General features: G+C 34.7%; 8 protein-coding genes and 2 pseudogenes. 7 read left to right on the forward strand and 3 right to left on the reverse strand.

The window, feature by feature from the left end; genetic code table 11:
- Positions 1 to 51 precede the first annotated feature (51 nt).
- From QWZ06_RS14410 to QWZ06_RS14435, 6 genes and pseudogenes are all read left to right on the forward strand, one after another.
- On the forward strand, positions 52 to 420 hold the full coding sequence (locus QWZ06_RS14410) for a four helix bundle protein (RefSeq protein WP_290299005.1): 369 nt from the start codon (positions 52 to 54) through the stop codon (positions 418 to 420).
- Between the two features lie 114 nt (positions 421 to 534).
- Positions 535 to 2,309, forward strand: a pseudogene (locus QWZ06_RS14415) (acyl-CoA dehydrogenase FadE).
- Between the two features lie 123 nt (positions 2,310 to 2,432).
- The gene (locus QWZ06_RS14420) at positions 2,433 to 3,209 is read left to right on the forward strand and encodes a hypothetical protein (RefSeq protein ID WP_290299008.1); all 777 of its coding nucleotides are present in this window, start codon (positions 2,433 to 2,435) and stop codon (positions 3,207 to 3,209) included.
- Between the two features lie 115 nt (positions 3,210 to 3,324).
- Entirely contained in the window at positions 3,325 to 3,660 is a 336-nt protein-coding gene (locus tag QWZ06_RS14425; RefSeq protein ID WP_290299010.1) for a YegP family protein, read from the forward strand.
- Between the two features lie 80 nt (positions 3,661 to 3,740).
- Positions 3,741 to 4,187 carry a phosphohydrolase gene (locus tag QWZ06_RS14430; protein WP_290299012.1) on the forward strand — a complete coding sequence of 149 codons (447 nt, stop codon included), beginning with the start codon at positions 3,741 to 3,743 and terminating at the stop codon, positions 4,185 to 4,187.
- A gap of 15 nt (positions 4,188 to 4,202) precedes the next feature.
- Complete coding sequence (locus tag QWZ06_RS14435; protein ID WP_290299014.1) at positions 4,203 to 6,254, forward strand: M48 family metallopeptidase; 2,052 nt, start codon at positions 4,203 to 4,205, stop codon at positions 6,252 to 6,254.
- On the opposite strand, the gene QWZ06_RS14440 is transcribed toward QWZ06_RS14435, so the two are convergent.
- The 3 genes from QWZ06_RS14440 to QWZ06_RS14450 all read right to left on the reverse strand — a co-directional run bounded on the left by QWZ06_RS14440 (position 6,251) and on the right by QWZ06_RS14450 (position 8,849).
- A complete protein-coding gene (locus tag QWZ06_RS14440) occupies positions 6,251 to 6,967 on the reverse strand; it encodes a DUF2490 domain-containing protein (RefSeq protein WP_290299016.1) in 717 nt (238 codons plus the stop codon). The two genes, QWZ06_RS14435 and QWZ06_RS14440, sit on opposite strands and share 4 nt — an antisense overlap.
- A gap of 71 nt (positions 6,968 to 7,038) precedes the next feature.
- Positions 7,039 to 7,779 (reverse strand): TonB-dependent receptor domain-containing protein, encoded by a 741-nt coding sequence (locus QWZ06_RS14445; RefSeq protein ID WP_353960018.1) that lies wholly within the window; start codon positions 7,777 to 7,779, stop codon positions 7,039 to 7,041.
- 2 nt (positions 7,780 to 7,781) lie between these two features.
- Positions 7,782 to 8,849 carry a TonB-dependent receptor gene (locus tag QWZ06_RS14450; protein ID WP_290299017.1) on the reverse strand — a complete coding sequence of 356 codons (1,068 nt, stop codon included), beginning with the start codon at positions 8,847 to 8,849 and terminating at the stop codon, positions 7,782 to 7,784.
- Between the two features lie 639 nt (positions 8,850 to 9,488).
- Between QWZ06_RS14450 and uvrA the strand changes: the two are divergent.
- Positions 9,489 to 12,280, forward strand: a pseudogene (uvrA, locus tag QWZ06_RS14455) (excinuclease ABC subunit UvrA).
- Positions 12,281 to 12,305: the final 25 nt, after the last annotated feature.

The following is a 12,305-nucleotide window of genomic DNA, read 5'->3' on the forward strand; positions in this document are numbered from 1 at the left end:
TATCATCTGTCTGTCTATTCACTAAAAGTCTCAAAAACCAAAGAAATAAACATGAGTGATTTTAAAAGACACAATTTCAAAAAACTTAAAATTTGGCAATTGGCTTTGGAATTATCAAAAAATGTATTAGATCTGTCAGATACTTTTCCAACTTATGAAAAATATGGTTTAAAAAGTCAAATGGACAGATGTGCAATTTCAATTCCATCAAATATTGCTGAAGGTTCAAGTAGAACAAATAAGTCTTTTAGTCATTTTTTGGATATTTCTTTAGGCTCATCATTTGAATTACAAACACAAATATTGTTAGCCAATCACAGAAACTATTTATCTGATGAAAAAAGTGAAATCTTTGAAATCAGAATTGAAGAATTTCAAAAAGCAACAATGGTGTTTCAGAATACTTTAAATAAAGACTAATTAAGAGAAAAGATGAATAGTTAATAGACGGATAGATAATAGACAAAGTTCAGCATCTATCATCTATCCGTCTATTACCTAAAAGTCTCAAAAAATATAAAAATAAAATAATATATGGCTACATTAAAAGGGGGTGAATTCCTAATCAAGGAAATTCCTGCAAACGAAATTTTCAGCATTGAAGAACTGAATGAAGAACAAAAAATGCTTCGTGATTCTGCGAAGGAATTTATAGATAGAGAGGTTGTGCCTCAAAGAGAGCGTTTCGAAAAGAAAGATTATGGCTTCACTGAAGAAACGATGCGTAAGCTTGGAGATATGGGAATGCTGGGAATCGCAGTTCCTGAAGAGTACGGAGGTCTTGGAATGGGCTTTGTAACAACAATGTTAGCTTGTGATTACATTTCCGGAACTACAGGTTCATTGGCAACAGCTTATGGAGCACACACTGGAATCGGAACTTTACCTATCGTTCTTTATGGAACTGAAGAGCAAAAGAAAAATACCTTCCGGACTTGGCAACAGGAACAAAATTCGGGGCTTATTGCTTAACTGAACCTGATGCAGGTTCTGATGCAAACTCTGGAAAAACAAGAGCTAAGCTTTCTGAAGATGGAAAACATTATATCATCAATGGTCAGAAAATGTGGATCTCTAATGCAGGATTTGCAGATACATTCACATTATTTGCTAAAATTGATGATGATAAAAATATTACAGGATTTGTAATCAACAGATCTGAATTGGAGAACCCTGGAAGCTTAACTTTCGGTGAAGAAGAGCACAAATTAGGTATTCGCGCCTCTTCTACCCGTCAGGTTTTCTTCAATGACATGAAAGTTCCTGTAGAGAACCTTTTAGGAGAAAGAAACAATGGTTTCAAAATCGCTTTAAATGCATTGAACGTAGGTCGTATTAAACTAGCGGCTGCTTGTCTTGACGCTCAAAGAAGAATCTTAAACCACTCTCTTCAGTATTCTAATGAAAGAAAGCAATTTGGAGTTTCTATTGCTACTTTCGGAGCGATCAGAAAGAAACTTGCTGAAATGGCAACTGGAGTTTTCGTAAGTGAGGCTGGTTCTTACAGAGCTGCGAAAAATGTTCAGGATAAAATTGACGAATTGGTAGCAGGTGGTATGGATCACCAGGCTGCTGAATTGAAAGGTGTTGAAGAATTCGCTGTAGAATGTTCAATCCTTAAAGTATTTGTTTCTGATCTTGCACAGCATACTGCTGATGAAGGAATTCAGGTATACGGAGGTATGGGATTCTCTGAAGATACTCCAATGGAAGCTGCATGGAGAGATTCTAGAATTTCAAGAATCTATGAAGGAACTAACGAAATCAACAGATTATTGGCTGTAGGAATGCTTATTAAGAGAGCAATGAAAGGTGAATTAGACCTTTTATCTCCTGCCATGGCAATCAGCAAAGAATTGATGGGTATTCCTTCATTTGAAGTTCCTGATTATTCAGCGTTCATGAGCGAAGAGAAAGCGATTATCGCAAACCTTAAGAAAGTTTTCCTTATGGTTTCCGGAGCCGCTCTTCAAAAATACATGATGGATATTGAAAAGCAACAACACTTATTATTGAATGCTTCTGAGATCCTTAACCAGATCTATATGGCAGAATCTGCAGTATTAAGAGCTGAGAAACACTTCTCTCCTGAATCTGTAGAAGCAGCGATGGCTCAATTGAACCTTTACAAAGCGGTTGAGAAAATCATCGTAGCTGCTAAAGAAGGAATTATTTCTTTTGCTGAAGGAGATGAGCAGAGAATGATGCTTTCAGGATTAAGAAGATTCACTAAGTATACTAATCATCCAAATGTAGTAGCATTAACTGAGAAAGTAGCTGCTCACTATATTGAAAAAGGAACTTATTAGTCTTTATAACATAAATTTGATTTCAAAACGTCCCATTTGGGGCGTTTTTTTTTATGTTTAAAACCAATTATCGTAATTTTATTTTATCATTGCAGAAATATTTAATGTAAGATAAGCATACCCATGAAAACATTTTTACTGATCATTACTGTAGCTTCTTCAATTTTTGTTAAAAGCCAGGTGACAAATCATCCACCTGCAGGAAAAGCATCTTCAATTGAAGAAAAAATTTATGGCAACAAAAAACCTTACGAACAAGCAGAGATTATTCCACAATTTAAAGGAGAAATTACTAAGTTCAAAAAATTACTTCTTGAGAAATTAGATCTTAAAAAATTTAATAATAACAATACGTTTTACTTTTCTGAACTTAGCTTTATTATTGAAAAAGATGGCTCTGTAAGTTCAATAAAAGCTGAGGGCGATGAAAAAGATTTTAATACAGAAGTAATCAATGGATTTAAAAAAATGAGAACAGAATGGATAGCCGCAGGAATGGGCAATTGGAAAGTACGATATCATGTAAGTGTACCTGTTAGCCATAGCAACGATCAATTAGGCAAAGGAACTAACAACCCTTATAATTTTTTTGGAAATAAAAGAATAAGCACCCTTGAGGTATTCGAAAGTGTTGAACAAAAAGCTTTTTACCAAAAGGGTATTGAGAATTTTAAAAATATAATCCTATCCAAAATTGGGACTCTTGCAGATTCTTATCCATTTACAATGTCATTTGTAGTAGAAAGGGATGGGTTATGTTCAGGGGTAAAAATTTCCGGTACGGATGAAGATAAAAATGAAAAGATAAAAAGAGCTATTTTACCCATAAAAGAAATCTGGATTCCTGCTAAAATAAGTGGGCAAGCCGTAAGATGTAAGTATGGAATTGATTTTCATTAATCAATAATGTTTACATATTTATTGATCATAACTTTTTATTTTTTTATCTTTAATTTAAAAGTAGAAGCAATTCTATTTAAGTAATAACCAAACCACAACTCAAAAAACTATTATCATGGGAAAATTTATTATTTCTAAAAGAACCAACGGCGAGTTTCAGTTCAATCTTAAAGCTGGAAACGGCCAAGTCATTTTAACAAGTCAAGGATACAGTACAAAACCCTCTTGTGAGAACGGAATCAGTTCTGTAAAAACCAATGCTCAGGAAGATGCCAAATTTGAAAGAAATACTGCCCGGGATGGCAGATGTTATTTTAATCTTAAAGCCGGAAACGGACAAATTATTGGAACCAGCCAGATGTACGAATCTGATAACGGGATGGAAAACGGAATAGAATCCGTAAAAAACAATGCTCCCAATGCTTCTGTGGAGGATGAAACAAATTTCTAAAATAATCTTAAATAATCTCATTAAAAATGTCTTATTTTTTTAAGGCATTTTTTATTTTTGTACTCTATTTTTTAGAAAAAATGACAAAGGAAGAATTACTCAACAAAGCTATAAAGATTGCCGATAAGGCTCATAAAGGACAAACTGATAAATACCACGCTCCTTACATAGGACATGTTATGCGTGTCATGGAATATGGTAAAACCATTGATGAAAAAATCGTTGGTGTACTTCATGATGTTGTTGAAGATCATCCCGTAGAATTCAGTCTGGATTATTTAAGAGCTGAAGGATTTCCTGAATACATTATTTTTGCCATCAGCTGCCTTACCAAATTCGATCCGGAAGAAGACTATGATGATTTCATTAAAAGAACGGAAAGATCCCTTCTTGCGGTTGCTGTAAAAATTAATGACCTTCGTGACAATATGGATCTTAGAAGAGTAAACCGAGAGCTTACTCCCAAGGATATCAAAAGATTTAATAAATATCTTAAAGCTTATCGTTATCTGATCGAGAAATATTAATTAAAAAAAACACAAATGACTAATAACCTGCCCAAAATTTCACATGCTTATCAATCTAAGCTGACTTCTGCTATTATATCAGTTTCAGTCTTTTTTTTGATTTATTTACTACTTACCCTAACTTCTCTCCTATTGGTTTTCCTATTAGGCTATGGTGCTATTCAGCTATTGAGGATTAAGGTCAATTATTTTACGATTTTTGGAGCTGTAGGATTATTTAGCATAGGAATTTTTGTATTTATCTTTCTTATCAGATTTATTTTCAGAAAAAATAATTACAATACACAGCACCTGATAGAAGTAACACGTTCCCATCAGCCCGAACTTTTTAACATGATTGACGACATTGTGAGGGAAACAAAAGCTCAGGCTCCTAAGAAAGTTTTTCTTTCGCCAGAGGTAAATGCCAGTGTAAGCTATAATTCTATTTTCTGGAGCATGTTTCTGCCTGTAAAGAAAAACCTTACTATAGGTATGGGGCTTATTAATACAACAAGTACCGGAGAATTGAGAACAGTTTTAGCTCACGAGTTTGGTCATTTTTCCCAAAGAAGTATGAAAGTTGGTGGCTATGTAAATCAAGCTGAAAAAATTATTTTTGAAACCGTTTACAATAATAAAGATTATGAAAATTTCATTATAGAGTTTTCAGGAGGCAATGTATTCTTTAAAATTTTCGGTCTTATTTCTGTAGGCTTCATCAATGTATTTCAATATATTCTTAAAAGCATTTCAAATTTTCTTTTTAAAAATCACGCTTCTCTGCAAAGGGAAATGGAATATCATGCCGATGCTATTTCAACTTTCGTTACAAACCCGGATGAGCAGGTCTCCTCTTTATTACGATTAGAATTAAGTGATGCTGCACTCAATTATGCACTCAGTTTCTATATTGAAAGCAATCAGAAATATCGTCCTAAAAATCTTTATGAAAACCAAACTTCTTTAATGAAAGTTTTCAGCGAAAGAAATAATCACCCTTATGTAAACGGACTTCCAAAGATAGATATTGAAGATTTGACCCGATATAACAAATCCAGAATTGAAATTGAAGACCAATGGGCATCCCATCCTGATATCGCCAAAAGAGTTGAAAGGATCAAAGAGAATCCAACCCAGAATACAAACAAAGATCACAAACCTGCCGGAGAAATAATAAAAGGGTATGAAAATATATGCGAAGCCTTAACCTCAAAATACCTCACATTATTAAATATTAAAAATGTTGGAGAAGTTATTGATGGCAAATTATTCACAACACTCTATCTGGAAAACAATAATTATCAGAATCTGATCTCTCGTTTTAATGGCTATTATGAAAGACATAATCCTATTTTAGAGAATCTTGAAACGATTATTACGAATTCAAAGCATGAACATGAATCTGATATGTTCAGTGATAAAAAAGTTTCTCTTGTGTATGAAAAATCAGGGATAGAGCAAGACCTTCAAATCTTAAAGTACTTAGTTTCTCAACCAAAAGAAATAAAAACATTCAGATATAATGGCACTTTACACAAAACAAAAGATGCCGGAAGCATTATCCCGCAACTTGAAAAAGAGCTTACCCATGTAAAAACTGAACTTCTTGAAAACGATAAATCCATTTTCCAATATTACTACCGGCGATGCAGCGATGAACAGCAAATGAATCTCATAGGTACATACAAAAAAATGGCGGCAATAGACAAAGAATTTGATGAATTTCAGGAAAGTCTTAATGACTTTATCGGATACTTACAGTTTATGGGCATTACTTTACCTTTTGAAGAAATCCGAATGCACAGAGCAAAGCTTTTGAAGGCAGAAAAGCCTTTTAAACAAAAGATAAGAAGCCTTCTTGAAGAATCAGCGTACAAAGAATTGCTGACAACTGAAGAAAATGATCTTCTTCAGCAATTTGTAAATGCTGAGTATATCTATTTCAATAATGACCGATATCTTCAGAATGAAGTGGATTCAGTAGCATTATTGATTGAAAAATATCAGGCTCTTTTAACGACTTATTACCTTAATACAAAACAGGAACTATTAAATTTACAGTCAGACTTAGACAAAGCATCTTAATCCGCTCCAGGGAAATCGTAGGTTCTCACATGATGGCCAGTATCGTCAATGTTGATATTTAAAGCCAGATAAATAAAATGTAGATTTTTATTCCCTTTCGCTTCAAATTCACGTTGCCAAAGGTATCCCGTTGCGATTCCAAAATACTCATCGATCTGATAGCCGAAACCGCCATATACTCTGTTTCTGGCAAAAGTAGGCTTCATCGGGGTTACAAAAAAGATTTCATCATAAGCATTCGCAAAAACAGTTCCTTTTTCAATCGTCTTAGAGTTTAACGGAACGCTTACATTCAGACGGTAACGGTAACGCATCCTTTGCGAAGTATTATCCGTTTGAGGCTCATAAAACCAACTTTTTTCCACACGGAAACGGTTTTCAAATTTTACGACCCCCTTTTTGACATCAATAATATCCTGAAGCCATACCCTGAACTCTTCCTTAGTTAGTTTGTGATCCTTATAGTTCACATACCTTCCAAGTCCTATGAATGGTTTATGATTTTTGGTAAGGTTATACCCTAATCCTCCTTTCACTTCATAATAATCCGGATAAGAATATTCTTCGTTACCTCGAAGCTGGCCTTCACCATAAAGGAAAAATTTAGGATGAAATTTATAGGTTAAAGTCACTGCATTGAAGCTGGAAATATGTTCCTGTGCTTTGAAGAAAGATAGACTAAGAAGTAAACTTAAACCTATAAAACGTTTCATAAAAATTTTTTGCAAATGTAAATTTTTTAACAATTTCTTAATATTAACTTTAATTAATATTGAATTAATACTTACTTCATATTAATTGTATAAGAAAACCCGATATGGAACCATCTTTGCGGCATTGGAACACCAAATGCTTCTGTATATTTTACATTGGTGATATTATTCACTAAAACATATACCGAATACTCTTTTTTGGTAAAGCTTAATTTCTCATCCAACAGCTGATAACTTCCCAGATTCATTCTTTCATTGTATCGGTAAACAATCTCATTTGTGAAAGCACCCAGGAATTTTGTTTCTACTTTACCAATGAACTGATGTCTCAGATTATCCATAATATATTTTGAAACAAATTCATTGGCTTTCTGAAACTTACCATCAATGTAGGTATACCCTGCCATCAGCTTTAGCCAGCCGTTCATTTTATAATTTATTTCCGCTTCTATCCCTTTGATCTTGATGTTTCCTACATTATCAGCAGCCCATGTTTTATCATTGATATCTTTTTTAACCCAATCTATAGAATTCCTCGAATCTCTTAAAAATCCACTAATTTTGGCTAAAATCTTTTTATCCTGGTATTGATACCCTATTTCAGATGAAATACCATTTTCAGGCTGTAAATTTGGATTACCACGTTCCTGTGGACTTACATAATACAGATCGGTAAAAGTAGGAATACGGTGTACTTTGGCAATATTTCCATACACTTTATTATTAGGATTGAAATTATATCCAACATCCAGCCCAGGATAGAAGAAATTTCCTTCTTTAGAATAATTTGCCCATGAAATTCCAGGGGTAATGTTTAATTTTTATCTAATAATGAGAAATGATGTTCAAAGAAAACCTGGGAAACAAAACGGTTTGGATTTCCTAAATTACTACTCACCAAAAATTCTTTTCTCAACTCTACCCCCACTCCGGTAGTTCCTAATCCCCATTGATAGCTGGAGTTCACTTCACCACCCACATTATTTCCAATATGCATGTTTCTATAGCCATTAGGATTCTGTCTGGTATACAGATACATGTCCTGTCCTCTTCTCCAGTATACATTGGAATTAATCTTTAATTTCCCAAAGGTTTGCTGATGAGCAATACTTACAATAGAAGCCTGCATTTCTTCATATTGATCTACAGCAGATTTGGAAGCATAAAATCCATTAGCCCCAAATTTCTTTTCCGAAAACCCCGCCTGAAGTCTCAAATCTCCATTTTTAATATTCAGTTTCCCCTGATAGAATACATTCCTGATTTCATAATCGGTATTGTACATATATCCTTCTGATCCGGAAGTATTGGCCTGAAGAGTATTGGCAAATTTCTCATTTCCCATCTGGGCATTGAAGCCCAGCCTGTAAGAACTATAATCACCTCCTTCGGCACTTATTTTAATCTTTTTTCCTACTCCGGGTTTGGTAATCACATTAATAACACCAGCATAAGCATTTTGTCCAAAACGTCTGGCAGCAGGTCCTTTGATGATCTCAATTTTTTCCACATCTTCCAGATCCACCGGAATATTCATAGAATTGTGTCCTGTCTGGGAATCATTAATTCGGACTCCATTTAATAGTAACAAAACCTGTTCAAAAGAACTTCCTCGGAAACTAATATCACTCTGTACCCCATTAGATCCTCTCCTTCTGATGTCCATTCCCGGTACCTGCTGAAGAATTTCATCAATACTTTTGGAGGGAGCATTGGCAATATCTTCTTTCGTGATAACCGTAATATTTTGGTTAGCACTTTTATAAGGAGTGGAGATAAATTTCCCTTGAAATTCAACGCTTTCAATATCTGTCGTCTTTTCCTGTGCGTTTACCCAAAGCAGAGATCCCAGAAAAAAAGCACTTCCTATCTTTTTGATCATAATCGTTTCCGTAGTTTCTTTTAACAAGGTTCAAAAGTAAGGGAGTTCATGAAGACAGGCAAATGATACTTGTCATAAAAAAAGACACAACATTGAATGCTGCGTCTGTACTTTTTTGAGGGGCTAATTCTATCTTTTTCTCATTAAATGTGTAACTAGATCTCTGAATAATTTTCTCATTTCTATATTACATATTTATGAATACAATTTTAAATAATTTTAAAACATAAAACAATACCATGGTAAAAAAATACACCAGACACCGTGAAAGCATTTAAAATTCAATAAAAATAAATGATTAAGAGAGAATAATTCTCTAAAATAGATCTAAAATCCTCTTTTTAGGTCACCATTTTTGTTCACCAGCCCCCTCATTTCTATTTTTTATATATAATTTTAGTCATAAGAGAAACATACAATTTTCGCTAAAAAATTCGTAATTTTGTGGGTCTTAATTTTACGGATAAAACTTTCTTTTTTAACTGTATTTTGGCAGCGTTCTATCAATAAGTTGCCTCTATCAGTTGAATCTGGAAATAATTTAAAAAGTTCAATTGATGACTCCCGGAATTTTCCGGAAAACACCATTAAACTGACCGTTTACAACACGGTACAGTTCCTTTTATGAATAAACAAAATATGGCTGATATAACAGAAATAGATATAAAAAAACAGATTTTCGTTAAGAATGCTCATCTTAACAATCTGAAGCATATTGATGTCCTGATTCCAAAAAATAAACTGATCGTTATTACCGGAGTATCAGGAAGTGGAAAATCATCTTTGGCTTTTGATACCATTTATGCAGAAGGACAAAGAAGATATGTAGAAAGCTTGAGTTCTTATGCTCGCCAGTTCTTAGGAAAATTAGAAAAACCTAAAGTTGACGACATTAAAGGTCTCGCTCCCTCCATCGCGATCCAACAGAAGGTAATTTCTTCTAATCCGCGTTCTACAGTAGGGACTTCTACTGAGATTTATGATTATATGAAACTTTTATTCGCAAGGATTGGGAAAACCTTTTCTCCTGTTTCGGGAGAAGAAGTAAAAAAAGATTCAGTGTCTGATGTGGTTGACTTTATCAAGGCTTCTAAAAAAGATACTTCCTTTTTATTAACTGCTCCTTTGGAATATGATGCAGAAAACTTTAAAGAAACTTTAAATGTTTTAAAACTTGCCGGTTTTACAAGACTTGAAATCAACGGAAATGTCGCAGGGATCGAAGATCTTGAAAGTTTCGGATTTGCTCCGGAAAAAGGGATGAAGATCAATCTTGTGATCGACCGTTTTTCTTATGAAGAAGACGAAAGCTTTTTACAGCGATTGGCAGATTCTATTCAAATGGCATTTTATGAAGGCCGTGGTTACTGTGCTTTAAAGAATACAGATACTGAAAAGGTAAAAGAATTCTCCAATAAATTTGAATTGGACGGTATGGAGTTCCTTGAACCGAACGTTCATTTCTTCAGTTTCAATAATCCGTACGGAGCTTGTCCTGCCTGCGAAGGATATGGAAAGGTAATCGGTATTGATGAAGATCTTGTAGTTCCCAATAAACATTGTCTGTCTATGAAGATGCAGTAGTCTGCTGGAGAGGCGAAACGATGAGCGAATGGAAAAAAGACTTCATTAAAAAGGCTGGAGACTTCCCTATTCATAAACCTTATCACCAATTGACAAAGGAACAAAAAAGCTTCCTTTGGAAAGGTGATGGCAAAAGCAGTTTCCCTTGCATCAATAATTTCTTCAAAATGCTTGAAGAAAACCTTTACAAAATCCAGTACAGAGTAATGCTTTCCCGTTACAGAGGAAAAACTCTTTGTCCAACGTGTGAAGGATTGAGACTTCGTGAAGAGACCAGCTGGGTAAAGGTAGATGGACATAATATTCAATCAATGATTGAACTTCCATTGGATGAACTTGCTCCAATGATCAACAGCTTACAATTATCAGATCATGATAAAGAAGTTGCGAAAAGATTATTATATGAAATCACAACCCGTCTTGAATTCTTATTAAAGGTTGGTTTAGGATATTTAACATTAAACAGAACTTCGAATACCCTTTCAGGAGGAGAAAGTCAAAGAATTAACCTGGCAACAAGCTTAGGAAGTTCGTTGGTAGGTTCTATTTATATATTGGATGAACCTTCTATTGGTCTTCACTCTAAGGATACGGAAAACCTTATCGAAGTTTTGAAAAACCTTCGCGATTTAGGAAATACAGTGATCGTAGTAGAACACGATGAAGATGTAATGCACGCTGCCGATTACATTATTGATATTGGGCCGGAAGCGGGCTATCTTGGTGGGGAGCTTGTTTTTGCAGGAGACTATAAAGATTTGAAAAAAGCCAATACCCTTACTTCAGAATACCTTACAGGAAGACTGGAAATAGAAGTTCCTAAGAAGCGAAGAAAGGCAAAAGAATGGATTCATATTAAAGGAGCTCGTCAAAACAATCTTAAAAATATTGATGTAGACGTTCCTTTGGAAAGTCTCACCGTTATTTCGGGAGTTTCAGGAAGTGGAAAATCTACCCTGATGAAGGAGATCCTTACCAACGACATTCAGATTCAGTTGGGAATGGGGGGTAAAAAAGGAGACTATGATTCTGTAGAATTTCCAAAAAAATTGATCAAAAATATCGAACTGATCGACCAGAATCCTATTGGAAAGTCTTCCCGTTCAAACCCTGTTACCTATCTGAAAGCTTACGATGACATTCGTGATCTTTTTGCCAAGCAGAAAGTAGCTAAAATGATGGGGTATAAACCCAAACATTTCTCCTTCAACGTAGATGGCGGAAGATGTGACGAATGTAAAGGTGAAGGAGTTATCAATGTTTCGATGCAGTTTATGGCTGATATTGAGCTTGAATGTGAGGTTTGTAAAGGAACCCGATTCAAGAGTGAAATTCTTGAAGTAAAATTCGATGAGAAAAGTATTTCCGATATCCTTCACATGACCGTGGATGAAGCTTTGGAGTTCTTTAAAGATAATAATGAAGAAAAAATTGTTACCAAACTGAGACCATTACAGGAAGTTGGATTAGGTTATCTACAGTTAGGACAAAGTTCTTCTACTCTTTCCGGTGGTGAGGCACAGCGTGTGAAACTGGCTTCATTCCTGGTAAAAGGAGTTACAACAGATAAGACATTATTTATCTTCGATGAACCTTCTACTGGTCTTCATTTCCATGATATTCAAAAGTTATTGAAATCTTTACAGGCATTAATTGACCTTGGGCACTCAGTGATCGTTATTGAGCATCAACCGGATATTATCAAATGTGCCGATTATATCATTGATATTGGCCCGGAAGCAGGAAAACATGGCGGTGAAGTAGTTTTTGCCGGAACACCTGAAGACCTTACGAAAAATAAAAAGTCTCATACCGCAAAATACATCAAGGAAAAGCTTGAGAAATAAATTAAAAGCGATTGTTTTAGAAACA

The organism is Chryseobacterium tructae, assembly GCF_030409875.1.
Classification (GTDB): Bacteria; Bacteroidota; Bacteroidia; order Flavobacteriales; family Weeksellaceae; genus Chryseobacterium; species Chryseobacterium tructae.

What these genes read in the sequence shown, in the direction of transcription:
- QWZ06_RS14435 (WP_290299014.1), top strand. Translation starts at nt 4,203, where the DNA reads ATGACTAATAACCTGCCCAAAATTTCACATGCTTATCAATCTAAGCTG.
- QWZ06_RS14410 (WP_290299005.1), top strand. Translation starts at nt 52, where the DNA reads ATGAGTGATTTTAAAAGACACAATTTCAAAAAACTTAAAATTTGGCAA.
- QWZ06_RS14450 (WP_290299017.1), bottom strand. Translation starts at nt 8,849, where the DNA reads ATGATCAAAAAGATAGGAAGTGCTTTTTTTCTGGGATCTCTGCTTTGG.
- QWZ06_RS14420 (WP_290299008.1), top strand. Translation starts at nt 2,433, where the DNA reads ATGAAAACATTTTTACTGATCATTACTGTAGCTTCTTCAATTTTTGTT.
- QWZ06_RS14425 (WP_290299010.1), top strand. Translation starts at nt 3,325, where the DNA reads ATGGGAAAATTTATTATTTCTAAAAGAACCAACGGCGAGTTTCAGTTC.
- QWZ06_RS14430 (WP_290299012.1), top strand. Translation starts at nt 3,741, where the DNA reads ATGACAAAGGAAGAATTACTCAACAAAGCTATAAAGATTGCCGATAAG.
- QWZ06_RS14440 (WP_290299016.1), bottom strand. Translation starts at nt 6,967, where the DNA reads ATGAAACGTTTTATAGGTTTAAGTTTACTTCTTAGTCTATCTTTCTTC.